General features: G+C 66.5%; 23 protein-coding genes and 1 pseudogene. 14 read left to right on the forward strand and 10 right to left on the reverse strand.

Annotated features, from left to right (window positions below; translation table 11 throughout):
• The first annotated feature begins 414 nt into the window (after positions 1–414).
• The 3 genes from G6N60_RS28340 (at position 415) to G6N60_RS28345 (ending at position 3,820) form a co-directional block, all read left to right on the forward strand.
• Positions 415–1,554 carry a lysozyme family protein gene (locus tag G6N60_RS28340; protein WP_163744925.1) on the forward strand — a complete coding sequence of 380 codons (1,140 nt, stop codon included), beginning with the start codon at positions 415–417 and terminating at the stop codon, positions 1,552–1,554.
• A gap of 66 nt (positions 1,555–1,620) precedes the next feature.
• Complete coding sequence (locus G6N60_RS28005; protein ID WP_246241422.1) at positions 1,621–2,655, forward strand: C40 family peptidase; 1,035 nt, start codon at positions 1,621–1,623, stop codon at positions 2,653–2,655.
• A gap of 73 nt (positions 2,656–2,728) precedes the next feature.
• Positions 2,729–3,820 (forward strand): VldE C-terminal domain-containing protein, encoded by a 1,092-nt coding sequence (locus G6N60_RS28345; protein WP_163744927.1) that lies wholly within the window; start codon positions 2,729–2,731, stop codon positions 3,818–3,820.
• A gap of 19 nt (positions 3,821–3,839) precedes the next feature.
• Here the strand turns inward: G6N60_RS28345 and G6N60_RS28015 are convergent, their stop codons facing one another.
• Positions 3,840–4,478 (reverse strand): helix-turn-helix domain-containing protein, encoded by a 639-nt coding sequence (locus G6N60_RS28015; RefSeq protein WP_246241424.1) that lies wholly within the window; start codon positions 4,476–4,478, stop codon positions 3,840–3,842.
• Positions 4,479–4,981: 503 nt separating this feature from the next.
• Between G6N60_RS28015 and G6N60_RS28020 the strand changes: the two genes are divergently transcribed.
• The 5 genes from G6N60_RS28020 to G6N60_RS28040 all read left to right on the forward strand — a co-directional run bounded on the left by G6N60_RS28020 (position 4,982) and on the right by G6N60_RS28040 (position 7,348).
• Positions 4,982–5,263: a hypothetical protein gene (locus G6N60_RS28020; protein ID WP_246241426.1), complete on the forward strand. Its 282-nt coding sequence runs from the start codon at positions 4,982–4,984 to the stop codon at positions 5,261–5,263.
• Positions 5,256–5,624, forward strand: coding sequence for a hypothetical protein (locus G6N60_RS28025; RefSeq protein ID WP_163744931.1), 369 nt, complete (start codon positions 5,256–5,258; stop codon positions 5,622–5,624). The genes G6N60_RS28020 and G6N60_RS28025 overlap by 8 nt, the downstream gene beginning before the upstream one ends.
• Before the next feature lie 241 nt (positions 5,625–5,865).
• Positions 5,866–6,378 (forward strand): hypothetical protein, encoded by a 513-nt coding sequence (locus G6N60_RS28030; protein WP_163744932.1) that lies wholly within the window; start codon positions 5,866–5,868, stop codon positions 6,376–6,378.
• The gene (locus G6N60_RS28035) at positions 6,375–6,635 is read left to right on the forward strand and encodes a hypothetical protein (RefSeq protein WP_163744935.1); all 261 of its coding nucleotides are present in this window, start codon (positions 6,375–6,377) and stop codon (positions 6,633–6,635) included. The genes G6N60_RS28030 and G6N60_RS28035 overlap by 4 nt, the downstream gene beginning before the upstream one ends.
• Positions 6,636–6,802: 167 nt before the next feature.
• Positions 6,803–7,348: a hypothetical protein gene (locus tag G6N60_RS28040; RefSeq protein ID WP_246241428.1), complete on the forward strand. Its 546-nt coding sequence runs from the start codon at positions 6,803–6,805 to the stop codon at positions 7,346–7,348.
• 73 nt (positions 7,349–7,421) lie between these two features.
• Here G6N60_RS28040 and G6N60_RS28800 read toward each other — a convergent pair whose 3' ends face one another.
• Positions 7,422–7,901, reverse strand: a complete 480-nt coding sequence (locus G6N60_RS28800) for a hypothetical protein (RefSeq protein ID WP_246241430.1) — start codon at positions 7,899–7,901, stop codon at positions 7,422–7,424.
• Between the two features lie 397 nt (positions 7,902–8,298).
• Here G6N60_RS28800 and G6N60_RS28805 point away from each other — a divergent pair, with 397 nt between their 5' ends.
• From G6N60_RS28805 to G6N60_RS28050, 4 genes are all read left to right on the forward strand, one after another.
• Positions 8,299–10,191 carry a DUF8437 domain-containing protein gene (locus G6N60_RS28805; protein ID WP_246241431.1) on the forward strand — a complete coding sequence of 631 codons (1,893 nt, stop codon included), beginning with the start codon at positions 8,299–8,301 and terminating at the stop codon, positions 10,189–10,191.
• Between the two features lie 45 nt (positions 10,192–10,236).
• A complete protein-coding gene (locus G6N60_RS28810; protein ID WP_246241433.1) occupies positions 10,237–12,354 on the forward strand; it encodes a helicase C-terminal domain-containing protein in 2,118 nt (705 codons plus the stop codon).
• A gap of 40 nt (positions 12,355–12,394) precedes the next feature.
• Complete coding sequence (locus tag G6N60_RS28815) at positions 12,395–12,898, forward strand: hypothetical protein (protein ID WP_246241435.1); 504 nt, start codon at positions 12,395–12,397, stop codon at positions 12,896–12,898.
• Positions 12,899–13,007: 109 nt separating this feature from the next.
• The gene (locus G6N60_RS28050) at positions 13,008–13,988 is read left to right on the forward strand and encodes a hypothetical protein (RefSeq protein ID WP_163744642.1); all 981 of its coding nucleotides are present in this window, start codon (positions 13,008–13,010) and stop codon (positions 13,986–13,988) included.
• Here the strand turns inward: G6N60_RS28050 and G6N60_RS28055 are convergent.
• Entirely contained in the window at positions 13,930–15,036 is a 1,107-nt protein-coding gene (locus G6N60_RS28055; RefSeq protein WP_246241437.1) for a DUF4226 domain-containing protein, read from the reverse strand. The genes G6N60_RS28050 and G6N60_RS28055 overlap by 59 nt on opposite strands.
• A 31-nt stretch (positions 15,037–15,067) precedes the next feature.
• Here G6N60_RS28055 and G6N60_RS28060 point away from each other — a divergent pair, with 31 nt between their 5' ends.
• Positions 15,068–15,280 (forward strand): hypothetical protein, encoded by a 213-nt coding sequence (locus G6N60_RS28060; RefSeq protein ID WP_246241439.1) that lies wholly within the window; start codon positions 15,068–15,070, stop codon positions 15,278–15,280.
• Positions 15,281–15,301: 21 nt separating this feature from the next.
• Here the strand turns inward: G6N60_RS28060 and G6N60_RS28065 are convergent, their stop codons facing one another.
• The 4 genes from G6N60_RS28065 to G6N60_RS28080 form a co-directional block, all read right to left on the reverse strand.
• The gene (locus tag G6N60_RS28065) at positions 15,302–17,065 is read right to left on the reverse strand and encodes a hypothetical protein (RefSeq protein ID WP_163744646.1); all 1,764 of its coding nucleotides are present in this window, start codon (positions 17,063–17,065) and stop codon (positions 15,302–15,304) included.
• Positions 17,066–17,071: 6 nt separating this feature from the next.
• Positions 17,072–17,374, reverse strand: coding sequence for a hypothetical protein (locus tag G6N60_RS28070; protein ID WP_163744648.1), 303 nt, complete (start codon positions 17,372–17,374; stop codon positions 17,072–17,074).
• Positions 17,375–17,434: 60 nt separating this feature from the next.
• Positions 17,435–17,851: a thermonuclease family protein gene (locus G6N60_RS28075; RefSeq protein ID WP_170312610.1), complete on the reverse strand. Its 417-nt coding sequence runs from the start codon at positions 17,849–17,851 to the stop codon at positions 17,435–17,437.
• Between the two features lie 367 nt (positions 17,852–18,218).
• Positions 18,219–18,530 carry a type II toxin-antitoxin system PemK/MazF family toxin gene (locus tag G6N60_RS28080; protein WP_163744940.1) on the reverse strand — a complete coding sequence of 104 codons (312 nt, stop codon included), beginning with the start codon at positions 18,528–18,530 and terminating at the stop codon, positions 18,219–18,221.
• Positions 18,531–18,960: 430 nt separating this feature from the next.
• Between G6N60_RS28080 and G6N60_RS28085 the strand changes: the two genes are divergently transcribed.
• Positions 18,961–19,236, forward strand: coding sequence for a hypothetical protein (locus tag G6N60_RS28085; RefSeq protein ID WP_163744654.1), 276 nt, complete (start codon positions 18,961–18,963; stop codon positions 19,234–19,236).
• Positions 19,237–19,466: 230 nt separating this feature from the next.
• Here G6N60_RS28085 and G6N60_RS28820 read toward each other — a convergent pair whose 3' ends face one another.
• The 3 genes and pseudogenes from G6N60_RS28820 to G6N60_RS28100 all read right to left on the reverse strand — a co-directional run.
• Complete coding sequence (locus G6N60_RS28820) at positions 19,467–20,489, reverse strand: hypothetical protein (RefSeq protein WP_246241441.1); 1,023 nt, start codon at positions 20,487–20,489, stop codon at positions 19,467–19,469.
• Between the two features lie 595 nt (positions 20,490–21,084).
• Positions 21,085–25,877 (reverse strand): annotated as a pseudogene (locus G6N60_RS28095) (DEAD/DEAH box helicase).
• Positions 25,878–25,977: 100 nt separating this feature from the next.
• On the reverse strand, positions 25,978–26,409 hold a 432-nt coding region (locus tag G6N60_RS28100; RefSeq protein WP_220100386.1), incomplete at its 5' end, for a hypothetical protein.

The following is a 26,409-nucleotide window of genomic DNA, read 5'->3' on the forward strand; positions in this document are numbered from 1 at the left end:
CCGGTCGGCTTTCGCGACGGCCTGGTGGGGGAGCGCGGGTGTAGGCGACACCGGTGGATTTTGACCATAGATCGCCGAACATATGATCGAATGGTGTCGCGGCGCCTCATCCGGACGCGCAAGGGTTACGCAGAGCCCGGCCCACCCGAGTCGTGTCCGGCGGGCCACCCGCTGCGCGGCCCGCGCCGCGTGCTCGTCGGAACGCAACAGTGCGCGAGGTGCGCCGACCTCGGGGTCGGCTCCCATCGCTCGTATACGTGTCAGACGTGCTGGCGCACCATCTATGACCCCGCACCCACCCCGGAGTGCAGTTTCGTCGCTTTCGACGGCCGCCCCGTGCCCACCGACGACCAGTAGGGCGATTTTGGGTTTGGTGGTGGTCGGTGGTGTGGGTGGTGGGTGATACTGCCGGTCATGTCCTTGCAGGGCCTGGTTGACGCCACGGCGACGTCGCTCGATGGTGCGCGGGCGTTGTTTGGTCAGCCGGTTCCGGCGTCGGGGTTGCCTTCGACGAGCGGGTTGCAGAGCCTCAAGACCGATTTGCGGGCGGCGGTGGACACGGTGCCGGCGAGCTGGAGTGGTGGTGGGGGAGAGGGCTATAAGACCGCCGGTGGCAATGGGGTCGCGGCGTTGGACAACGTGGTCGGCGCTGATCGGGGGGTGGGGCCGCAGGTGGTGACGGCCTCGAATGAGTCCCGTGATGGTCGGTCGGGGATGAACAACGTGGTCTCGGACACCAGGGCGGGGGTCAACGCGATCGCCCCGAGCACCGACACTCCGGCGGGTAAGACGGTGCTGGTCAATCATCTGGAAGGCCAGCTCGACCGCGCCAAAGCCCTGCTCACCAAATCCCAGCAACGCGGCCAAATGCTGGCCACCATGATCCGCTCCGCCGGATCGGGCTACGGCGCCCCGATGGGCGGCGGCGGCATGCCCATGGGTGGCATGCCCATGCCCGGCGGCATGGGCGGCGGGATGTCCCCGCTGGGCTCCCTGTCGGCACTCAGCGGGCTGACAGGCGCACTTCCCGGACTGTCGGGCTCGTCGTCGGCCCGTCGCGGCGCCATGGGCCGCGGTGCCGCCCCGCCGTCGTCTGCAGCGAGGATCGCCGTGGGAGATGTCAGCTTCGCCGGTCGTGGCACCTTCCCCAAGGGGCCGGCGGCGATGTCGGAGGCCATCGACGCCGCCCTGGACGCCCGCGGCGTCACCGACCCCGTGGCCCGTAAACGTTGGCACGACGGCTACATGACGCTCACCGGCCGCGAGAGTGGCCACAACGCCAGCGTCGTGAACGTGTCCGACTCCAACGCCCACGGCGCTCAGATGTCCGATGGCGCCCCGGCCAACAGCTCCCGCGGGCCCGCCCAGTGCATCCCGACGACATTCGCCGGACATCACCAGCCGGGCACCTCGACCAGCATCTACGAACCGGTGGCCAACATCGCCGCCTCGATGAACTACGTCATGGATCGCTACGGGGTGAGCCCCGATGGCTCCAACCTGGCCTCGCGAGTGCCTCAGGCGAATTACGCCGTACGCGGGGGCGGGTACTGATCTGCCCGAGCCGATTTTGGGTTTGGTGGTGGTCGGTGGTGTGGGTGGTGGGTGATACTGCCGGTCATGTCCTTGCAGGGCCTGGTTGACGCCACGGCGACGTCGCTCGATGGTGCGCGGGCGTTGTTTGGTCAGCCGGTTCCGGCGTCGGGGTTGCCTTCGACGAGCGGGTTGCAGAGCCTCAAGACCGATTTGCGGGCGGCGGTGGACACGGTGCCGGCGAGCTGGAGTGGTGGTGGGGGAGAGGGCTATAAGACCGCCGGTGGCAATGGGGTCGCGGCGTTGGACAACGTGGTCGGCGCTGATCGGGGGGTGGGGCCGCAGGTGGTGACGGCCTCGAATGAGTCCCGTGATGGTCGGTCGGGGATGAACAACGTGGTCTCGGACACCAGGGCGGGGGTCAACGCGATCGCCCCGAGCACCGACACTCCGGCGGGTAAGACGGTGCTGGTCAATCATCTGGAAGGCCAGCTCGACCGCGCCAAAGCCCTGCTCACCAAATCCGAGCAACGAAACATCGCGTTGGCGAACATGATTCGCGCGTCTGGTGGTGGTTACGGGGCCCGCCCGATGGGCGGTGGCGGCATGCCCATGGGTGGCATGCCCATGCCCGGCGGCATGGGCGGCGGCGCGATGTCCGGCCTCGGTGATCTACCCGGAATGCTGTCGGGACTCGGCGGCTCCCCCGGCGAGGGTTCGGCTTCGCTACACGGTCGTCACTCCACGGGCCTCGGCCTGCCCAGCAGCGCCGCGTCCCGCGCTGTCGCCTACGCCAAATCCAAGCTCGGCGCCCCCTACGTGTGGGGCGCCACCGGGCCCAACCAGTTCGACTGCTCCGGGCTGGTGCAGGCGGCCTACGCCGAGGCCGGCATCCGGCTGCCCCGGACGACCTACCAATTGGTCAACGCTGGCCAGGCGGTCCCTCGCGGAGACATCCAAGAGGGCGATCTGATCCTGTGCAACTGGTCGGCACCCGGCACCCCCGAGCACGTCATGATGGCCGTTTCCCCGACCATGGCCGTCGAAGCGCCCACAGCAGGACAGACAGTCAAATTCTCGCCCATCCCGAGCGGGCACATCGAGGTACGCCGCGTCGCCTAACTGACAGCTGATTCTCAGCGATTGTCGGTTTGGTGGTGGTCGGTGGTGTGGGTGGTGGGTGATACTGCCGGTCATGTCCTTGCAGGGCCTGGTTGACGCCACGGCGACGTCGCTCGATGGTGCGCGGGCGTTGTTTGGTCAGCCGGTTCCGGCGTCGGGGTTGCCTTCGACGAGCGGGTTGCAGAGCCTCAAGACCGATTTGCGGGCGGCGGTGGACACGGTGCCGGCGAGCTGGAGTGGTGGTGGGGGAGAGGGCTATAAGACCGCCGGTGGCAATGGGGTCGCGGCGTTGGACAACGTGGTCGGCGCTGATCGGGGGGTGGGGCCGCAGGTGGTGACGGCCTCGAATGAGTCCCGTGATGGTCGGTCGGGGATGAACAACGTGGTCTCGGACACCAGGGCGGGGGTCAACGCGATCGCCCCGAGCACCGACACTCCGGCGGGTAAGACGGTGCTGGTCAATCATCTGGAAGGCCAGCTCGACCGCGCCAAAGCCCTGCTCACCAAATCCGAGCAACGAAACATCGCGTTGGCGAACATGATTCGCGCGTCTGGTGGTGGTTACGGGGCCCGCCCGATGGGCGGTGGCGGCATGCCCATGGGTGGCATGCCCATGCCCGGCGGCATGGCCGGCGGCGGCTCGCCGATGAGCGCCTTCGGCGGCGGTGGCGGCATGGGCGGTCTCGGTGGACTGTTCACCCCCATCGTCAAGGCCGGGCTCAGCGGACGGTCTTCATCCGGCCAATCCGCTGCGGCCAAGGGCATTCCGGCCATGCCGGGGCTCGACCGTCCGGGCCTGGCCAACGAAACCCGGCTTCAGAAGTACACCCGCCGCCTCAGTCGAGCCATCACCGCCGCCTTCCCCGAGATCACCGACATCGGTGGCTACCGGCCGGACTCGATGAAGTGGCACCCCAACGGCCTGGCCCTGGACGTGATGATCCCCCAGTGGGACACCCCGGCCGGTAAGGCGCTCGGCGACCGAGTGGTGCAGTTCGTGCAGGCCCACGCACAGGAACTCGGGTTCGCTCACGCGCTGTGGCGTCAGGCCCAGCACAACCCAGACGGCAGCACCTCATCCATGGAGGACCGCGGCTCGGCGAACGCCAACCACTTCAACCACGTGCACATCGCCAGCATCGGCGGCGGGTACGACGGCTACTGACCTGCCCGTCCTCAGCCGGTCATCCCAGCGATTCGGCGGCCTTCTGGATGGAGGCGCGGCTTTCGTGCACCTCGCGCATCACCGCGATGGCGTCATCGAAGGATTCCGCGTCGGGCAAGCTGGCCGCGATCAGGGTTTCCATCTTGCGCATGTTCGCATCGAGCGCGTCGAGCGCGGCAGCGCGGGCGCCCGGATCGTTCAATTCGCTGGTGAGCACCTCAAGGCACACCGCGGTGATCGCCACGACGGCCGAGGCGATCGACAACGCCTGGCCGTACTGCGTGGCGCTACGCATGCCCCCGGCCGCCGCTAGACGCTGCTGTAGAGCTTCGGTGCGATCGACGCCGCCGGCCGGATCGCGCGGCGGAACCTTCGGCGGATCTTCTCCGTCGCGAATGGCCTGAAACGTCCCGCGTGGCCACTGCAGCGCGTCCTCCAACTTCGGCACAGTGCTCACTCGCGGAGGGCCTGCGCCCCGTTCGAGCCTGGTCGCCGTACCCAGCGACACCCCGGCGAGGTCAGCCAGCGCCCGCTGCGAAAGCCCCAGTTCGGCGCGGCGGCGCGCCACACAGTCCCGCAGTCGCGCCAAGGACGGATCGAGAGCATCACCGCTGGCAGGCGTCGTTTCGCCTGCGTCCTCGTCGGTGCCGCCGTCCACACTGAAAGTGAACCACATACAGGCCGAACAGACACGTATCTGACTATGTGCGTGGTCAGCAGCTGCGGACCCGTGGGACACGCCAGATTGCACCACGAATGCACAACTACAGCGCAACCTGTCTTCTGATGACGACGAATTGCGAAGAATTTTTTCGCGGTCACCGGACGTAACCACGCTGATGACGCGATGACGTGGCCGCGCTGTAGCCGCAGTTCAAAGCATAAAAGAACGTGCCATAGCTGGCTGGCCGCGTTCGCGAAATCCTCCCGCTGTCGGCACCAGCTGTGGACAGCTGACGATTTGGCCTGCACAGATGCCTATCGATGGGGTTATGATCACCGCATGCCCAAGAAGGGCACAACTAAAGACCAATTAGAGCCCAACTCGAAAGGTGGCGTCATGGCGCATCTAGTGGCCAATCCGGTCAAGGTAGAGGTGAACGGGCTGTGCAACTACTCGGCCGACCCGGAGGACTGGTTCGACTACCGCAAGGCCCAGCAGTGCAAACGGATCTGCGGCAACTGCCCCTGCGGCAGGCCTGCGCCCGCACCGCGCTGGCGCTGGAGGCCACCGATGGCGTCTGGGCCGGTGTCGATCTGCCCGGCGAGCACGCCACCGTCGAGGAACACGCGGTCGCGCGGCGGCAGCTGGCCATGGTGGTCGCGGCCATGGACCACCAGCCCGAACCGCACCGTCGCCGCTGCCTGGCGATCAGGGAAGCCATGCACCACGCCGCGTTCCCAGGGGCCGGGGCGTACGTTGCGGAGTCGGCCAGTGCCTAGTTCAAGTCCGCGGACCTGCACCAACCGACTCCTTCGGGACTACCTCGTCGCGGCGCTGCGCTGCTCGGTGCACCCGCTGACCACAACGCAGCTGCGCCAGGGCGCACCGCCGGTGGCCGTGCCGGGAAGCGCGCACCCACTGCCGCCGACCCAGGAGACCATCTACCGGCTACTGCGCTGCCTGCAAAACGAAGGCGCCGTCGCCGCGGCCGACACCGCCACATGCCGCCGGGCCTGGGTTGCCACGGCCGACCCCGCCGCCGACCGTGAAATCGCCACCTTGGATGCGCTGTTCATCGCTCCCAGCGCCTCCGCCGCTCACCGGCCTCAGAAGCTCGACCCATGCCGGCGACGCCGCTGACCGCAGACGTGCTTGCCGCACTGGAGCGCATCGGAAGTCCGGTCAGCACAACCGATGTCATGCGATGGCTCAACCGCGACCGCACAACACCACTGGTCGTCGACCAGGTATACCGCGCCCTGGATGCGCTGCGATCCCGAGGGACGGTGCAGCGCCTGAAATCGGCGGGAAACAAGCGGGTCCGCTACTGGACGCTCGCCGGGGGCGGATGCACGTGCGGCGCAGCTCAACGAGGCGCGTCATGACCGGCACCGGCAGGGCTGGCGACGAGCAGCCCCTGTCGATCGGGCAGTGGCTGCGGATTCTGCTGTCGGGCCGCCCACACCAGGTCATCGGAGACGACCCCGCCGATCCCTACCTGCTGCGGTGGTTCCTCATCCCACACAACCCGATCCTCAACATCTACCGGCACCGCTTCTGCCAATCCGATCCCAGTGTCCCGCACGACCATCCGTGGCATTTCGTGTCCATCGTGATTCACGGGCGCTACCGGGAGGTCGGCCAACACCGCACCGTGGTGCGTGGGCCCGGATCGGTGGCGCTGCGCCGCGCCAGCTCCCGGCACCGCGTGGAGCTGCTCGGGTACCCGGTCACGACGGTGATCCTCACCGGCCCGCGGTGCCGATCCTGGGGCTTTTGGTGTCCACGCCCGGCCGGGCCGCCTGCGTTCGTGCCGTGGACGCAGTTCGGCTCCGGCGGATGCGGCGAATACCTCACCGGCCCCGCCCCGAAAACCAGGAGTACGACCGCATGACCACCAATATCAGCACCGAGCGCCGCACCCCGTTGTGCGCGCCGCCGTCGCCGCGCAGCGAGCCTCCCGCCGTGGTGCGGGTGCTCGTCACCGGATATTTCAGCCGGTACGCGCGGTGCAGCTGCGGCTGGGCGGGGCGAGGCCGGCTGCTGCGTTCGCTCAGCGTCCTCGACGCGCTCACCCACGCAGCACGGCAGGGATGCCGGCCCGGCGTTCCGCTGATCGACGTCGACATCGGCGTGGGCGAACGGCCATGACGCCGGGGGCGCCGATGGGCATCAACGACCGGCGGCTACGGGCGTTCTTCGCCGTCCGGGGCTACCCAGACCCCGCCACTGTCAGTCAGGAGAGGACAATATGGCCCGCAACAGCAAGCCGGACCCGAACCAGCCGGATCTGTTCAGCATCCTCGACGACGCAGGCGGTGACGGTGATCGACCCGGAGATCCTCAAGGCGGTGACGACGGTCTACTCGACCGATCTGAGCCTGCCCGAGGAATGGACCCCGGAACGTCGCAACGAGTTCCTGACGGCCGAGGCGGACAAGATCAGTTCGATGGCGGCCAGCATGGCCGAGGAACTGTGGGAGAAAGCCCTCGTGGCGTGGAGCCGCCAGCGCAACGGCCAGACGCCCAATCACGCGACCAAAGTGGCGTTGCTGCAGGCGGCGCGGGAGCAGGCAGCGCGAACAGTGCTGAACAACGAACTCTACGAACTGATCGAGACCGACGAGACCAGCTCGGAGTTGGAGACCGCGGACCAGGCGCCGAACCCAGCGGACCTCAGCTGGGAGCAGCGCTGGACGATTCCGGCCCTGCAGAGCGAGCCCAACGAGGACCTCGAAGCACTGATCGACCACCTGTGGCCGGCCCCGGACTATTCGGGTCCATTTCGGATCAAGGCGGGATACCTGATGGCGGCGCGGGCCGAGGACGCTCTGGAACTACCCGGCCACCCCGAGGACCCTTGACCGCCGAACTGGCGCAGATGATCTTGCGCGACCTGCACGCGGACGGCCTACCCGAGCGGTAGGCCCCCAGGTCTCACTCTTCGACAACCTCACCGACGTGGTTGACGATTTCGTTGACGACGCGGCCGCCGCGGCACCTTCCGAACTGACGATCGAGGACCTCGCAGACGACCGCAGCGAGGCCACGCCCGCACTCGCGGTGCCCGCGGCCGTCGCCGCGCCGACCCCGCCACCGGAACCGGAGCCGGCACCCGATGAGTTCCGCAGCGCCGCCGACTTTCCCGCCAGCACCGACGTTTTGGTGCCTTCCGGGGCCAAGGCGCGTGCCCGCGCGAACATCGCCGCCATCGAACTCGTGCACGCCCTGCGCGACGCCGGCCGCCCTGCGACCCTGCCCGAGCAGCGCACCCTGGCCGCCTGGTCGGGATGGGGGGCCATCCCCCAGATGTTCGATCCGCGCGCGGACGACTTCGCCGCCGAACGCGCTCAGTTGGCCGGCCTGCTCACCCCCGAGCAGTACCGTCGCGCCCAGGCGTCGATCCTCAATGCGCACTACACCGACCCCGCCGTGGTGTCGGCGGTCTGGGATGCACTAGGCGCGGCGGGTTTCTCCGGTGGCCCGGTGCTCGAACCCGGCTGCGGCAGCGGCACATTCATCGGCCACGCACCCGAGGGCGCCACCGTCGTCGGCGTCGAAGCCGACGACATCACCGCGGCCATCGCCGCGCTGCTCTACCCCTCAGCGCAGATCCGGCACGAAGGATTCGAGACCACCCGCATCCCGGAGGGCAGCTTTACCGCGGCGGTCGGCAACGTTCCGTTCGGCAAGTACGCCCTCACCGACCCGGTGCACAATCCGCGCCGCCACAGCATCCACAACCACTTCATCGTCAAGTCACTGTCCTGGTCGCCCCGGCGGCTACGTCGCCGTGCTCACCAGCCGCTACACCATGGACTCGGTAAAGAGCACTGCACGCCAGAACATCGCACAACGCGCCGACCTCATCGGTGCACTGCGGCTTCCGTCGCAGGCGTTCAGCCGGGTCGCCGGCACGGACGTCGTCACCGACCTGCTGATCTTCCGTCGTCGAGAGGACGGCGCCCATGTCGATCTCGACACCCTGGACTGGATCGACACCGAGGACGCCGAGCTGGTCGACCCGCGCACCGGCGACGAGGAACAACTCCCCGTCAACGCCTACTTCCTCAACAACCCGCATCGCGTCCTGGGGGACACCGAGCTGGGCCACGGTGTGCACGGCTCAGCACAGCTCGTCGTCGCCGGCGCCACCGGCCACGCCCTGGCCGACCAGATCCGCGATCACCTCCAGCCGATGATGACCGCGGCGGTCGCGCGCGGCATGGGCCTCACCGCCCGCAGCACCGACCTGTCAGAGCGCATCACCGAGAACTTCACGCCCGGCCTGCGCACCCAGGACACCCAGGTCGACGACCCCCCGCTCTACACGCTGCGCTACAACGCGGCCACCCGCAGCATCGACGTCTGGGCCGGCCACGGGTGGGAGCCCAACAAGACACCCAGGACGCTGGTCGAGGAGACAAAGGAACTCATCGCGCTGCGCGACGTCGCCACCGCCCTCATCGCCGCCCAACGCGACGGTGAGCCCGAGCACGACCGCGACCAACTGCGCGCGCACCTGAACACCCTCTACGACAACTACGTCCGCAAGCGCGGACCGGTCAACCGCTTCGAGTGGGTGCAGCGCAACGCCACCCAAACCCTGCACGACAAGCGCATCGCCAAGCTCGAAACGACCTGGCGCGAGCAGGAGGGAACCACTGGCCGACCCTACGACGGTCCCGTGCCCACCGAACTCGTCGACCAGTGGGAGGCCGAAGCCTGGGAGCCCCCGGAGCCGTTCAAGAAGTTCCGTCACCTCGAAGGCGGCATGCGCTACGACCCTGGCTGGGCGGTCGTGTCCTCACTGGAGGACTTCGACGAGGAGACCGGAACCGCCACCAAGGCACCGATCTTCACCCGCGACGTGCTCACCGCAGACGTCGAGCGCACCACCGCCGACACTCCCGAAGAAGCGCTCGCGATGAGCCTGGACCGGACCCGGCGCGTCGACGTCGACTTGATCGGCGAGCTACTCGGCGTGGGCGAAGAGGACACCCGCGCTCTGATCGACGGACTGGTCTACCCCAGCCTCGACGATCCCGACGAGCTGGTCCCGGCCACCACCGCGCTCTCGGGCAACGTGCGCTCCAAGCTCGCCGCCGCGATCGAAGCCGCTGACACCAACCCGGTCTACGAGCCCTACGTCGCCGCGTTGCGCGAGGTGCAGCCCGAGCGACGCGAAGCCGAGGACATCAAAGTGCGCCCCGGCGCACCCTGGATTCCGGCGCCCGTCATCGCCTCCTTCGCCGAGAAGACCTTCGGGGTCACCGGTGTCACCGCCGAGCACATCGGCGGCCGCTGGACGGTCGACGTCCCCGGCTACAGACGCCACGGCCGCCTCATGACCGACGAATGGGGGTTGGACAAGCGCAACTTCGACGCGATAAGCCTGCTCGAAGCGGTCTGCAACTCCAAGGCCGTCGTCATCACCACCGAAGAGGGCGAGGTCGACGCACAAGCGACGTTCGCCGCACAGGCCAAGTGCGCCAAAATCACCGAGGAATTCAGCCGCTGGCTGTGGTCTGACGACGAGCGCCGCGACACCCTCGTCACCGAGTACAACCGCCGGTTCAACTCCTGCGCGCCCCGTGTACGACGGGAGCCATCTGCGGCTACCGGGGCTCTCCGATCACTTCACGCCGCACTTTTACCAGCGCAACGCCGTCGCCCGCATCATCAACGAGCCCTCCACCCTCCTTGACCACGTAGTTGGCGCGGGCAAGACTGGCACACTTTGATTTCGGCGATGGAGCTTCGCCGCCTCGGCCTGGTCCGCCAGCCCTGGATCGTGGTGCCCAACCACATCATCGAACAGGTCGGGCGTGAGGCCAAGCAGTGGTACCCCGCCGCCAACGTCCTGCTGGGGTCCTCCGCCACCACCGCCGAAGGCCGGCGGCGGTTCATCGCCCAGAGCGCGGCCAGCGAGTGGGACATGGTGATCGTGCCGCAGTCGGCGTTCACCGCGATCAACGTCTCCAACGACGTGCGCACCGCCTACGCCGAGAAGCAGCTCGACGAGCTGCGCGCACAGCTGCAGGACTCCACAGTCGAACGCAGCCAAAAGGCCATCATGCGGGCCATCAAGGCAGCCCAGGCGCGCCTGGAAAAGCTGATGGCCGCCGAAACCAAGGACATCGGACTGCGTTTCGAGGAATCGGGGTGCGATTACCTGATGATCGACGAAGCGCACATGTACAAGAACAAGCAGCGCGTGTGCAACATCGAGGAGCTGTCATGCGCGACCGCCGCGCAGCGCGCCGAGGACCTCAGTCTCAAACTCGACGTACTGCGTGAGCGGCGCCGCGACGAGGCGCGGGCCCGCGGTGTCCCCGAGCACGCCGTCGTCGAGCGGGTGGCCACCTTCGCGACCGGAACCCCGATCGCCAACTCCCTCGGCGAGCTTTTCGTCATGCAGGCCTACCTCCGGCCCGACCTGCTGCGAGAGGCCGGTGTGGCCGATCTAGGGGACTGGGGGGCGGCGTTCACCGCCACGCACACCAGCGTCGAGGTCAACGCGACCGGCACCAAACTGCGCCCGGTGACACGCGTCGCCAAGTTCACCAACCTGCCTGAGCTGCTGGCGTTGACGAACGCCTACACCGATGTCGTCACCCGCGACCAAGTACCGGTCAAACTGCCCGAACTGCGCACTGGGGCGCGTCAGATCGTCAGCCTCAAACCCGATGTCGAGGTCGTCGACTTCATTGGCGATCTGGGCTGGCGCGCAGAGCATCTCGACGCCCGAAAACCACAGCGCGACAACATCCTCAAGATCAGCAATGACGGCCGTAACGCCTCCCTGGACCCAAGAATGGCCCACCTCGGTGCCCCCGAGCACAGCAGGGCCGCCGAAGTAGCCGAACGCGCCACGGAGGTGCAGCGGCGGCTGGGCGATCGTCAGTACCGTGACCGCGACACCGGCGAACTCCTTCCCGCACGCGGTCCGCTGCAGCTGATGTTCTGCGACCGGGGCACCCCGTCGAAAGATCCGCGCCAGTTCACCGTCTACCAAGCCATCAAGGACGAACTCGTCGCTCGAGGTATGCCGCCAGAGGCCATCCGATTCGTTCACGAGGCGCGCAATCCCGCACAGCTCAAAGCCCTCTTCGCGCAATGCAATCGCGGCGAGGTGTCGGTGCTTATCGGCAGTACCGAGAAGATGGGCACCGGCACCAACGTGCAGTCCCGCCTGGCCGCCCTGCACCACGTCGACGTTCCGTGGCGTCCCGCTGACCTGGAGCAGCGCGAAGGGCGCATCGTGCGCCAGGGCAACCAGAACGACGAGATCGACATGTTCCTGTACGTCACCGAGTCCAGCTACGACACCGTGATGTGGCAGAAAGTGCAGGCGAAAGACCTGTTCATCCAACAGATGCGGCGAAAGGAAGTGCTCGACTCCGAGATCGAGGATCTCGGTGGGGGAGACATCGGCGCGGCCGCGGCCGAAGCGAAGGCCATCGCCACCGGTGACCCCCGCTACCTGCGCCAGGTCGAACTCGACGACACCGTACGCCGCCTCACCGCGCTGGACCGGGCGCACCAGCAGTCCGTACGCAGCCGCGACTGGCAGGTCACCGTTCTCGAACGCGCCATTCCGAACAAGCAGACCGACATCGACGCCCTCGCCCCCGTAGCGCAGGCCGCCGCCGAGCGCGGGGACGCACCGCACCGCGTCGTCGTCGGCGGCAGCACCTTCGCCGAGCGCACCGATGCCGCGGCCGCCCTCACGACGGCGTGCCGTCGCGCCTACTGGCCGGCAAGGACCGCGGCGCCTCGCGCTTTGAACCAATCGGCGCCGCCATCAACGGGGTCGAGGTCCTGGGCGCCCGTGACCTCACCCACGACATGTTGCTGCTGCGGCTGAACGTCCCCTCGCGCAGCGCCGAAATGACGGTGCCGAGCTGTTGGCCGCCGGGTCATCGCTCGGGCTCGACGTCTCCGGACCAAAACAGCTCGGTCTGTTGCGCCGCGTGGAGAATCTCTACACCGGACTGCCTGAGCACCACGTGCGCCTGCAGCGCGAACAAGAACGCCAGCGTGCCGAACTCGATGACCTGCTGGCTCATCCGCCAGCGCCTTTCGAGCAGCGTAGCGAGCTGGAGGCCAAGCAAGCGGAGTTGTCCGCGCTCACGTTGGAGCTGCGGATGGCCGCCGAGACCCCCGAGGCGAAGGCCCGCGCCGAAGCCGCCAACCAGCGGATGAAGATGCGCGGACGCGAACCCGGCTGGAGTCTCACCCTGAACCCCACCCCGGCGCTGGTCGAAGAACTCGGCTATCCCAACGCCGACGCGGTGCGCCGCGCCGTGCGCATCCGCGAACGCATGGCGCTCGAACACCACCAGCGCGAGATCACGCCCCGCAACCAGGATCGCAGCCGCGACGAGGACGACCGCGGACTTGGCCACTAGCGGACATATCGGCACTAATTGCCCATATGGGCACTATGGGGCGGAAACTCGGCCGCCACGTCTGGTCTAGCGTCCCAGGCTGAAAGGCACTGACGGAGAGGAGTTCCGCGTGACCGCACCCCTCGACGAATGGGTGAACCGGTCGGGGATGGTCATCGATGCCATGGCTCACTTCGATCTGCCCGCCCGCCTCGACCTGGACTACTCGCTGCCCTCCCTACGCGCAGTGGTGGCCGCCGCCCGCGAGCGCTTCGCCGATCCCGCCGAAGCGCTCGACACCGACGAGCAGCCCTTCGTCGAGGGACTGGTCGCGTACGTGGGGGAGTGCCTCCTGCGGGTCGGTCGTGGCCAATGGGGCTGGGACGACGCCCCCGGATTCGCCACGCGCGGCCATCCGCCGCTCACCGACGCCGGGCTGCTCGGGCGCCTGTCGAGTCACCGGTGGGTGTTCGACGACGTTGACGTGGCCGGAGTGCCGGTGGTCGACGCCGACCCGGCGCTCGACGTCGCGCCCGCCTCACCGCTGCACCTGCTCCTGGCCGAACTAGGTAATGGGCGGCCGGAAACCATTGCCGCGGAATACGAACGGTGGCAACGCGCGGCCAGCACGCACGCCGCCGGCCACCCGGCATGGACCGAGCCGTCCGCACCGGTCCTGACCGCGGGGTTCCCCCGGCTTCCCCGCTCACCCGAACTCGACGCATGGCTCGAACAGCGCCGCCACGCCTTCCCCCGATGGGCCCAGACCTACGGCGACGGTTGGGATTTCACGGCCGACACCATCGATGCCCTTGCCGATCTGGTGTTCCGCGTGACACCGACCGTCGAGGCCCTACTGGACCCGGCCAACGCCGATTTCGCCGAAGGCGCCGGCTGGTATCTGGGGGAGGCGCTGCGCCGGGCCTATCCGTCGCGGTGGGCATTTCGGGCATACCTCCGCGAGCCGGGTGACCCGCTGGCTGTGTGCTTCACCGTTCAAACCGCCGACGACCGCGACGTCACCGGACCCTTGATCCGGTTGAAGCTGGCACTCAAACGCCGCGACCCAGCACGGCTGCGGACCGGATACGACGCGTGGGCCGCCGGCTAACGGGCGAGGGCGAGCCGCCAAAGCGCCTAGAGGATGCTCGGCGGGATCGCGGGCCCGCGCCCGGACCCGCCGCGGCGCCGCCGGGATCGATCGGCTCGATGGCCTCACTGCCGTCGCGGAAGTCATGCAGCCAGTCCCAGTACGGATCAGACGAGGCCTCGAACTGCTGACCGACGGTCTGAAAGCCCGACACAAGTCGTGCCGATTTCTCCTGCGCGTTGCTCGCGACCTGCTTGGCCTCAGATGCCTTGCGGTCTAGGAACTCCGCGAGCTGCTCGCGACCGGCGGCGGTGCCCAGGGACGGTTGCATGGCGGCGACGCCCTGCTGAATCTCCTGTTGGATGCGCTGCAGCTGCGTCTTGGTCTGCGCATCGGCGGTGTGCGCGTCGATGATGTGCTGCGCCAACCCCTGGTCGGCTTCGTTGAGCGCGTCGTGGGTCTTGCGCAGCTTGGCATCAGCGGCCTCGGCCTGATCGGCGCCCTTGCCGTCCCAGCCTGCCGGCCGGACCGATCCTGGCGGCAACGGGCGGTGATCAGGCACCCACACCCCGGACCCATCCGGGGACTCGGTGTAGCGCGGGCCCATCGGGTACTGCGGCGGTCCGAGTTCACCCGGCTTCTTGAGGATTACGCCGCCGTCGTCGTGAATACCGTCGAGAGTGGAGCGCGGCATTCCCGACGACGTGGGCATCTGCTGCTCGGGGATGTAAGGCGGGTACTGCGGCACCTGCGGAGCAACACCATCAGGGCCGGGGATCTGAGGCTGGTACGTCGGGGCCGGATATGGCGGCAATGTGGGGTCCGGCGTCGGCGAGTCCAACGGCGGGTTGAAACCGCCCAACCCGCCGATGCCCGTCATCAAGTCGTTGACCTGCTGTTGCCAGAACCCCACGACAACGACGATAAAGGCACAGCTCGCACCCTCGCCACCAGGTGCGCCCACTATCGCGCCAAGAAAGCGCATAATCGCACATGTGTTCGATAACTGGCAGCTCTCCTCGCAGTATCCGACGCTGTTCGCGGTGTCGCGGCCAGTCTGGGTGAACACGGCCCGCCCCCTGCCGCCGAGCGGTGCACGGATGGACGAGGTACCGCTGTTCGTCCGTAGTGAGGGCCTACTGGTCGAGCCGCGCATGCCCGGTCACCTCATCGCCTGGCTGAGACGCAGTGACGGGAGCTGGATCGCCGTCGTCGAGGTGGAGCTGTTCAGCGCGAACCGGCGCTCACGCACCACCGCCACGTTGTGGCTTCCCGCCGGCGACGTCAGCCCTGACGATGAGCAGTCCGCGTAGCCAGCCGTCCTCGGCGTCGGCTCACGGCGCGTCGAGAAGGTCTGCCAGCGCATTGTCGCCGCGGGCGCGCAATACCGCCCCGACGTCCTGGGGTGGACACGACAACGCCGTCGTAAGGGCTGCTGACGGCGCGCGCACCGGATGTCCGACCAGCTTGGGTAACTGGACTGCGGCGGACTCGTCGGCGCCTATCCGGGCGGCCTCTAGCTTCGAGTCGTCGAGCTTGAACACCAGAACCAGCGTGTCACCCGCCGTGGCCCCGGTGGCCTGAGCGTGAGCGCGTAGGGAGCCGATGGCGGCACCGCCGGTCGACGCCAGCTTCCAGTACACCGTGACCGGGCCCTGCGAACTGGTGAACGTCCGTTGTTCGCCGGGGCGGACGCCGACCGCATCGGCGACCGCACTGTGGAGAACCTGGCCCGATCCGCGCAGGACCTCCGCGGTGACCAGGTGCGCGACGCGAATCTCGTCGGGCCCGTTGCGGAAGACGCCGCGGATGGTGTTGAGCGGCGGCAATGCCGGCCACGCGTCGGCCTTGGTGCGCCGCCGAACCACACCCTTCCCCTGGACGAACGCCAGAGTGCCGAGGTAGGTGCGGATCGAGGACTCGCTGATATCGGGATACCGCGCCCGGAGGTCATTGAACACTGTTGCCACGGCGGCTTTTCCGCCGGACGCGTCGATGCATTCGCCGATCGCATGGGCGATGTTGACGTACTCAACGACGCCCCACCGTCGTAGTCCCCACGTGGTTCGGCTGGTGCGTATGAACCGCTCCTTCTGTGAGAGGACGGCCTTGATCCGATCCACGCTGACGCCGCTGGAATCGCACCGTTCGATCACGGCGTGAAGGGCCTCGGCGGTGGCCGGGGCGCCCAGCAGATGAAGCGCGGCTTCGACCATATGGAGGGTGGTATCACCCGCCCACCGCACCCACGCGTCGCCGAACCGGCGAAGCGTCAGCTTGGTTTCCAAGAAAGTCAACGCCACTCCGGTCGACAGCCCCCGGCTCGTCAGCGCGTCGAGCAAGGCGTCGGTGGTGGGTGCGCCCTGGCCGTCGAACACCGCCTCCACCGCGGCCAGCACTTGTGCGTGAGACCCACCAGCGTCCATCCACCCGCCGCGGCTGACGTAAGGGCCGGCGATGTCTAGCAGCACCGCGGCGGTCTGGCTGGTGGGATCTACGTTCAGACGGAGCAGTTCCAATTCGGCGACGTCCACGGGGACGTACGGGCCCAGGCGCTGTCGAATGCGTTCGGCGTGCTCGCCGACCTCGTGGTGGGCCGGGTCGCTGAGCAGTTCGGCGAACCGTGCTCGGGCCCGTGGCAGGTTGCGGCTGACCGAGACCGGGTTCACGCCGAGGCGCTCGGCCAGGACGCGCTGAGGGACCGGATCTGCCGCCCACACCTGGCCAGCGAGAATTTTCCGGTCGGAGTCGTCGAGTTCCCCGACGAGGCGGGCCACCGCGGCGTCGGCGCCGACCCGGCCGGCGGCGATCGTGTCACGGCGTACCCGGACGGCGTGCTCTGCTGCCTCGATGAGCGCCCGGACGGCCGCCTCTCCCAACTTGGGTCGCAGCATCAACGACTCGGGGGTTTGGTCGGCAACGTCAGCCCAGCGCGGAAACTCCTCGGCATAGCTCCCCAGCCGCCGAGGCAACCGCGTGTACGGAATGGTGAATGAGCCGATGGTGTCGAAGTTGGGAACGAGATCGCCCAGGCGCGTGCTCAGCAGCGCCGGATCACGCCACCATTCCGGATTGTGCAGATCGTCGATCAGGTCCACGGCCGGCTAGGACCGGTAGAAGGCTTCGGCGAGCTGCCCCAGCTTCCAGACGGTCAACGAGGAATCAGTGGGGGAGTCGTCCACGGACAGATACCCGTGCAGCCAGCCGTCCAGAAAGTGCTCGCGCCGCACGAAGTCGGGCACCGATTCCCCTGCGGCGCTGGTGTTCCTGAGTATCGCGATGGCTCGCTCCAAGTGCTCACCGTCCACGCCGTTGCGCTCGGACAGGGCTTTGATCTCATCGTGTTGGCCCGGCTCGTTGAGGGCTATCGCGGCCAGTTCGAACGTGTAGGGGCGGTTAAGGGCCATCGAGGCCACCTCGCATTCTCGTCGCTGTTTCTATCCCGTTGTCGTGCCGGAGTATTCGGCTCACAGCGGAGCCGATTCAGTGTTGCCCTCGCAGGGCGGACCCCACAGTCCTCGGCGTGCGTTGCGCGCCTGCGCCTCAGCGGCCGCGATGTCGGGATAGCGGCTCACCGGCTTGTCGTCGTAGACGTAGGAGTGAGCCATCCCGGCTGCAGCCGCGGTGACGGAGAAGTCGCGCCCGTCCGCCATCTCGACGTAGGCCAAGGTTCTTCCGTAGCGGTCGCGGGAGTCCTGCGAAGGATCAGCGGCCAGCGCCACCCGCTGGCCAGTCAGCGTGTCCGCCGCGAACTTCGCCGCCTCCGGGCCCCAACATCCCACTGACCAGCCCGGCTGGTGCACTTCCGGCGAGTCGATCCCCAGCACCCGCACCCGAAGGCGGCCGCGGGTGTCGTCCCGGACATCGATGGTGTCCCCGTCCACGGCGCGAAGCACGGTAGCGGTGGCCGAAGCGGGCGCCGCCCGGCCGGCGGCGACAAAGGCGAACAGGACGTCAGCGCACCGATCACCAGACACGCGACGCCGAGTCGCGTGACCGCCCGACCGAGTTGCGACGCCGACGTTTTCGCTTCCGACCTCGCGGCCGTTGCGTGGTTGCAACGAGGCTCACCGGGCAATGTGAAGCATCTCCGCAAGCCACGACGAACGACGTACCCGCATCCGCAGGACGAGCACAGCGGGCGGGGGTCTTCCGGCGATGCCGGGCGCGGCTCGGTCCCCGACGCCGGGGGGCGAAATGCCCACCGCGCTCCGCTGTAGTTGTTGCCTCTCAACACGTCAATCACCGTCCTCAGGGAAGGGCGATCCGAAGCGCCCGGCTGATCTCAGCCATGGTCGGCGGCGATAAGGTGCCCAGAGATTCGGTCAGCTCGTCGTGGTACAGCTGCACGATGTCGTCGACCAAGACGAACCCCACCAAGGGGTCCGCGGCGGTCAACGGTATGACCGTGGGCACGTGAGCATGCTTGCTAGTAGTCGTAATACGTGCCGCCAGAACGGTATCCAGGTTCCTATTCCGTGAGTTGTTGCTGATGATCACCCACGGTTTGCCGCCGTGACCGAGATCCACTCGGTACACCTGACTGCGCAGCGCACGGCTCATCCACGGCCCTCGGTCCGGCGCGCGTACCGGTCACGCGCCGAACGCCGTTCGGCGTTGGAGGGTTCGGTGTTGAACTCCGTCGCCAGCTGCGCGTAGCCGACGTCCAGAACGTGCTCCTTGAGGGCTTCGGCCCCGCCTGCAGCAGTGCGCGCAGCGCAGCCGCTTCGGACTTGATGTCGTCGGCAACGTCGTGCTCGTTGGCCCAATGGCGCAGCACCTCGAAGGCCGGCGACTGTTGATCGAGGTAAGGACCGATCGTGGCCTCGTCCGAAGGGCCCAGGATCAAGCTCACACGCTTACTCATGCCGTCGATTTTACACCATAATTCGGCGTATAAATGAGCGCATTTCGTGCGTTTGTGGCGATGTCGGCTCATCGCCGAGCCCAGTGCTAGAGACCGGTTGTCGGCCACCGCCGCGACAATGAACCGATGAGTGACGACGGTGGTGGCTTGCCAGCCCGGCAAAGCCCGCGCAAGCGGGCCGACGTACGGGTCTCCGACTTCACCCTCTTGGTGCGGGTCCCCGGCCAGCCCGCCGCGATCCGGGTCTTCACCGACGACGAGGCCGAAGAAGCAGCCAAGTACGCGGCCGACCGCGGGGGAGTGGTTGTGCCGCTTCCGCTGCCACCACCGGACGGCTACGTAGTCGGTCCTGACGGGACGTTGGTCCCCGCGGCAGAACCGCCTGAGCCCGATTCGGAATGACCGCCGGGGCCTCAGAGCGAGTCGTCGCGCGGTGGGCGGCCCTCGGAGGTCAAGGCGTCGAGGTACGCGTCGTGAAAGCGAGCGATGGCCATGCGATCAGTGGTGAACTGTTCCAGGACGCCGCACCCTAGGACGGTCGACCGATCAGCTACCTTTCTCGGTGCTGTGACCAGCAAATTCGTGACCGCCAATGGGCAGACAGGCGGCTGTCGTTGTGCTGTTGAGCAGGTCTAGCCGTCCGCAGGCAGACGGTAATCAGCGGCCAAATCGGTCACCATGTCCTCTAGGCCATCGGGATAGTTGCGAAATCGCCTCGGGTCACGCTGCGGCCCGATGGATTGCGCCTCGAACAGAGCGACCGCGCTCGCGGTCATTCGGATCGCGTTGTTGAACGCGTCCAGGGTTATTGTCAACAGCGGAGTATCGTCCAGCTCGCCTTCGTCCAGCACGTACGGCATCAGCCACTTGAAGCCGTGCACAAATCCCGAGCCGAGCGAGTAAAAACTCCTAGCGCTGCGGGGATAAAGCACCTTATCGAGGTCAGGGTCCGGCGGGCGAGGCAGGCGTTCATCCATCCACTTTTCCGCGTTGGCGACAAGTTTCAGCGGCCCGCCGGTCGGCCCGGTGATCGATTCGGGGGGCAGTGCATCGATCTGAGCCTGCCGCGTGGCCACGCGTACGCGGCGTTCCTCGAACTTGGCTCGGTCGGCCTCGAATAGCTCATCCGTACGCGCATCCAGCGCCTCGGCCTCCAGGCGCTCAAACTCCTCTTGACGACCGCGCTCGGCCTTGAGAAACCCGTAGCAACTACGAATACGTTCCTCGGTGTCTGTCTCGCTGATAAGCCAAATCGTCTTCGCCGAGGACTCCATTGCGATCCGGCACAGCGCCGCCGTCGCGGAGGTGCGTATCTGTCCCTGCAAGAGGGCAAAGGAGATCACCTCGGCCGCCGCCGTCAGGTGCTCGCTCGCGTTCATCGTCGGATAAAGGGCCGTTTGACTTACCAAAGCAGGCGCGTCGTCAAGCGTGACCGCTGAGTTGTCCTGCGCTAGTCGGCTCTTGGGATGAACCGGATTCGGCTGTAACCCCCACGGCAAGAACCTTTTTGCGTTTGCAGCGCGATCGCCGATAAGCGCCATGCACATCGCGCGTAACAGGCCGCGCGCCCTCGGGTAGTCGGCTCTCAAGGCGTCCCAATCAATCTCCGAGAAATCCGGCCTCGGAGGGCGCGCACCGGGCGGCACCTTGGGCACCGGCTTGACGCCGTACCTGGCCGCTTCTGCCGCATCGCGCGCGGCCCTGTCACTCTCGCTCGCCTGACGACGCTTTCGCTCCGGTCTCGGCGTTGGTTCCTACCTGCACGGCTCGACATCAGTTTCCCTCCGTGTTCGTCCTTGGACGGACAACACCGAAGATAGGACCGTGCTCTGACAAGCTGCGGCGATCAGCCATCCTTCCAAAGCGAATCGACGCTAAACCGGTCATCGGCTGCTTTCGCGGCGGCAGTCTTCCGTTCAACTTGCGCCCGGCCGTAAGAGGACAACCTCACCGGGAATCTAACAACGTTATTGAACTCGGACGCCGGCATGATCGAGACAACCGCATGATGAATAGGGACCCGCCGGCCTCAGAAAAAAGAAGTGTCCTTTCGCAGACCACCTGGCGGCCTGACGCGGGAAACCGCCAGTTCGAATGAGACACGAATGCGCGTGACCGTATCGCCGAAGGTGACGGACCCGAACTTCTGGTGATTGCGGTGTGGGAGCGCTTGTGCCGTTCGGTCGACGGGCCGTCGTCGGAGGCGGGTTTTCATCGCGCTGAGCGGCTCTGACGTGCCGCGGCGCAGGGTCAGTTCGACGGAAGGCCGTCAACGATCTCCATCGTGGTGACGCTGACAGTGACGACACGTTTTATCAGGTCGACGATGTACCGCGCGTTAAGTTGTTCGTCGCACCAAGTGTTGGGGTCGTTGATGATTCCGGAGCCGCGGCTGTCGGTTTTGACTTGGTAGCGATCAATGATCCATTCGAGCGCTGAGCGCGCCCCGAGTCGATAGCGGTGTGCAGCGTCGGGGATGCCCGTGAGGCTGAGGTGGGTGTTGTAGATCAGGGCGCTGTGGTCGGTCTTGGACTTGAAGCGCATCTTGTTGACGCGCAGCGCTTCTCGGTCGTTGCCGTCAAGTGTGCCAGTCCAGCTTTCTTCCAGTGGATAGGGTGTGGCGGTTTCGTAGCCGCGGTGCAGGTCGCTGAGGGTGCGGCCGGCGTGGGTGAATGCGTCAAAGTCGTCACGGGTGGCGGCAGTGGGGATTCTGGGGAGCATCTTTCTGAGGTCGGCGGCGAACCGGGTGCGGTAGCCGGGGGAGTGCAGCAGCCCGTAGACGTAATAGAAGACGTCGTCGGTGGTGATGTCGTCGCCAAGGGCCGCGCGGTAGGTGGCCAGCACGTGTGGGTTGATGGTGTCGACCCGTCGGTATCCGGTGCCGGTCCTCGATGCGTAGTCGAGTGAGAGTTGGCCGTCGCCGGCGATGCGGGTTGGTAGGTCCAGCGTGGGTAGAAGTTGACGGCGCTGATGCCGGCGGCGCCAAGGTCGGGCATGACGTCGGTCATCAAGCTTAGGAACGGTGGCGCTAGGTTGCCGGGGTTGGGGGCGAAGAAGCCGTAGTTGGGCAGGTCTGCGGTGGGGAACAGGTGGTGGAGTCGACCGCGGCGGTCGTTGAGATGGTCGTCGAAGTAGACGTGCATCTTGCAGAACGGCCGGTACATCACGGTGCGTTGATGTGTGGGTTGATAGGTGAGTCGTTGTCCGCGTTGCACCCTCGGGAGCAGGCCGTCGGACCAGCTGATCTTAGCGTCGTCGTACGTAACGGCGTCCTTGACGGCCAGTTCGGGCTTGGTGGCGACGGCGTTCTGGTAGGCGTCGACTTGGTCGTTGTAGAAGTCGATCGTGGTGGCGATGTCGTCGGCGAGCTGAGCGGTGGAGAAGTTGTACACCCAGGCGTCGCGGTTGGTCTTCAGTCCGCCGGAGTAGTCGGTGAAGATGGCGGTCTCGTCGGATCCGCGCCTGACGGCGATGGGTGTGTAGGCGGCGTAGGCGCTGTTTCGGTGGTCGATCCAGTCGCCTTCGGCGTTGGGGTTACCAACTCCACGCCATCGTCGTGAATTGGCTGGTGGCGACGATCGCGAGCTTATCTTCGCGAGAGAGGCCGTCTCCGATGTCGCGGTAATGGATGCGGCACGGGCCCGTGGCCGCGGGATTCTTCACGGCGATGAGGATGGCCGCGCCGGTTTGCGATCCGTCGTCGAAGATCTTGCCACCTTCTGTGCGCCAGTCGGTTTGGCGTTGGTTTCCGCGGAGATCGTAGATGTAGAGGGCGGAGAATTCCTCGGGCATCGCAATGCGGAGTCCGTCAGTGGTGTTGCCGGTGAGCCAGCCGGAGTTGGTGACGTAGGCGACGATTCCGGTGTCTCCGATGCGGTCAGTCGCCCATCGGATGGCGCGCACGTACGAGTCGTAGAGCTTGCTCTTGAGTTTGGCGGTGGACCGGGCGGCGTAGGTGGTGGAAATGGCGGCATCGAGGGTGGGGTAGGGCTGCTTGGCGTTGTTGTCGTTGGCACTGCCTTGCCCCGACTTGTAGGGCGGGTTGCCGACGATGACGCGGATGGGCGAGGCCTGCTGGGCGATGATGCGGTCGTTGTTCTGGGGAAAGAGCTCGGCGTCCATGGTGTCGCCGGCTTCGGTGATCTGGAAGGTGTCGGTGAGCACTATGCCGTTGAACGGCTGGTACTCGCCGCCGCCGGCACCGTGGTAGCGGCTTCAATGTTGATCGCGGCGATGTAATAGGCCAGTAGCACGATCTCGTTGGCGTGCAGCTCCTTGGCGTACTTGCGGGCAAGGTCTTCGGGCCGGATCAGTCCGCTTTGGATGAGGCGCACGATGAAGGTGCCGGTGCCGGTGAACGGGTCGAGGATGTGGACATCGGGCTCGGTGAGGGTCAGTCCGAATTCCGCGTGCAGCGCTTCGTTGGCGGCGCGCAGGATGAAGTCCACGATTTGGGTGGGGGTGTAGACGATTCCGAGGGCAGAGGCCGTCCGCGGGAACCCAACTCGGAAGAACTTCTCGTAGAGTTCGACGATGATGCGCTGCTTGCCTTCGGCGTTGTCGATGCCGGCGGCGCGCATTCGTACGGATTCGTAGAAGCCCTCCAGGCGTTGGGTTTCGGTGTCTAGGGCCTGATCGTGCAGGGTCGCCACCATGGTCTGCATCACTCGGGAGACAGGATTGTGCCCGGCGAAGTCGTAGCCCTCGAACAGGGCGTCGAAAACCGGCTTAGTAATCAGGTGTTGGGAGAGCATTTCGACGGCCTGGTCGCGGTTGATCGAGCCGTTGAGGTTGGCGCGCAGCGCCTCGACGAACTGTCGAACGCGGCGGCGACATCGGGGTGGCGTCGCCGAGCAGCGCCTGATACGGGTCTGCTGGGCGATGGCGATGGCCGCGACATCCTTGGCCCAATCTTCCCAGTATGTGCGGGTGCCGACCTTGTCGACGATCTTGGCGTAGACCGCGTCGCGCCATTGGTCGGGGGTGAACATCGTGAGCTGTTGAGCGACCTGCGCGGATTCGCGGGAGGGCTAGGGCTGGTCGTACCTTCATCGTTGGTTGTGGCCGTGAGGTCCTCGGCGGCGTTAGGGACGTGGCCAACCAGGATGGAGTCAGCAGCCTTCCTGTTGAGTTCCAGCTTGTTGACCGTGGCGTTAAAACGGTCGTCGTGGGCTCGAAGCGCCTGCAGTACCTGCCAGACCACCTTGAATCGGCGGTTGTCGGCGAGAGCTTGACTCGGTGCAACGCCGGCGGGTACCCCCACAGGCAGGATGATGTACCCGTACTGCTTGCCCTCCGCCCGGCGCATGACGCGGCCGACGGATTGCACGACGTCGACCACGGAGCTGCGCGGGTTGAGGAAGAGCACCGCGTCGAGGCTGGGGACGTCGACCCCTTCGGAGAGGCAGCGGGCGTTCGCCAGGATGCGACACTGATTCTCAGGTAGCGGTGCCTTGAGCCACTGGAGCCGGTGGTTGCGTTCCAGGGCGTTATAGGTGCCGTCTACATGCTCGACATCGCACCGCAGAAGCTGGTCGTCGGACTGGTCGTAGGCGTCGATGACGGTGGCGAACTTGCCGGCCAGCTTCTTGGAGGACTTGATGTCGCGCAAGAAGGCCACCGCGCGCTGCATGGGGCGAACGTCGGCGCCGAAGTCGGCGCCTCCGGCCGCCTTGCCGGTGCGCTTGGCGAGCCCGTTCCAACAGCCGACGATCTTGGTGGCGTCATCCAGGTTAAGTTCGCTGTTGACGTCCGCGAGCTGCTGCTGCAACGGCCCGGCGATGTACTTCTCGTCAACGGTGAGCACCAGCACCTTGTAGTCGGTGAGCAGGCCCCGTTCAACGGCTTCGCCGAAGCCCAGGCGGTGAAAGGTGGGGCCGTAGAGCGAGTCGTCGTCCATGGAGGCGAGAACTGCCGAGTGCTCGGCAGCCTTGGTCTTGGTCTCTTCGGCGAACAGCCGCGGTGTGGCTGTCATGTAGAGCCGCTTGCTGGCCGCCAGGAAGCCGGCGTCGTGCACTGACGAAGTTGGATTCGTCGCTGTCGACGAGTGTGACGCCGGTGGTGCGGTGTGCTTCGTCGCAGATGACCAGGTCAAAATCTTCGAGGCCGGCGGACTGCGCGGCATTAATCACGTTGATGGACTGATAGGTGCTGAACACCACCGTGAGGCCCTTGGCGCGCTTGCGGTGCTCCATCTGCGCGACGAGCTTCACGGGATCGGTGGTGGCCGGTAGTGGTACGTCGTAGGGGTTGATGTCTTCGGCGGCGCGCGAGACCTTGGTGTCGGAGCAGACGGCGAAGGATCGAAGATCGGTCTGGCACTGGGCGGTCCATTCGCGCAACGTCTGCGACAGCAGGGAGATCGAAGGCACCAGGAACAGAACTTTGGCGGTTCCGCCGAGATCCTCGACGGTCTGTTCGCAAATCTTCAGTGCGGTGAAGGTCTTGCCCGTGCCGCACGCCATGATCAGCTTGCCGCGGTCGTGTTCGGTGAAGCCGGCGATGACCTTGTCGATGGCCTCGCGTTGGTGTGGCCACGGGTCACGTTTGGGGGCAGGCGCCAACTCGAGTTCGAGACTGTCAACAGGACCAGCGAAGGCCCAGTCGATGGGAGCCTCTGCGATGTCGGCCAGGCCGATGCGTTGCACCGGGATCTGCTGTCCATCGACGGCGTCCTCGGCGTTCTTGCCCCATTTGTCGGTCGTGGAGATGATTAGCCGGTGCGCGAAGGGATGTTTACCCGATGCGGACAGGAACGAGTCGACGTCTGGCTTGCCCAGTACGTGATCGGGTTCGTAGAACTTGCATTGGATGGCCCATAAGTCGCCGGTGTCGACTTCTTCGGCGACCAGGTCGATGCCAGTGTCGATCTTGCCGGCGCGCCCAGGCCAGTCTTTCCACAACCAGACCTGTTTGAACAGTCTGCCGTAAACCGAGTCCAGCGGTAGGTACTGAGCCATAAGCTGCTCGAACTTCGCGCCGCGTTCGTAGTTATTGGGGGCACGCCGGAAGGCCTCGAACACTTCATGCACCGACGTCGTCATCGCCGCGTCCCCTCTCCCTGGCGCTGGGAGTCAACCTAAACGGCGGAACTACCCGACGAGGTCACAGACGACGAAACTCTTGACGCGCCGCACATCGGAATCACTCGCTCGGGTCGCGCGGGGCGACTGTGAACGGTCCCAGCCACGGCCCGATAGTGAGCGACGCCTCGTTTTCCACGTCGATGGCGTCGAATACGGGGCTCGCGCGGAGGTCGGCGTGCTCGCTGAAGATGTCAGTGCTCCCCAGGACGAGAGGTGTGCCCAGATATTGCACCTTGTCGGTCGCCGGCATTCGGCGACGTTCGCCCTCGTCGGTGACCCGGTGCTTGATCCGGCAGACGCCTGCGAGGCGGGTCGTGCCCTCACTTAGGCATCCGTAGGCGGTGTCCGTCGTGATCATTTCAGGTTTGAGCGGCAACAGGATTCGCACTCCTCGCCGCTGGATGTAGATGTGCGGGTCACGATTCAGGTCCCCCGTGAGACGCACATGTTGGTTGGGTGCGGCCCCGTTGCGGAGTGCGTACCGGGTGTC

The sequence above is a fragment of the Mycolicibacterium madagascariense genome (genome assembly GCF_010729665.1).
In the GTDB taxonomy this organism is placed as follows: domain Bacteria; phylum Actinomycetota; class Actinomycetes; order Mycobacteriales; family Mycobacteriaceae; genus Mycobacterium; species Mycobacterium madagascariense.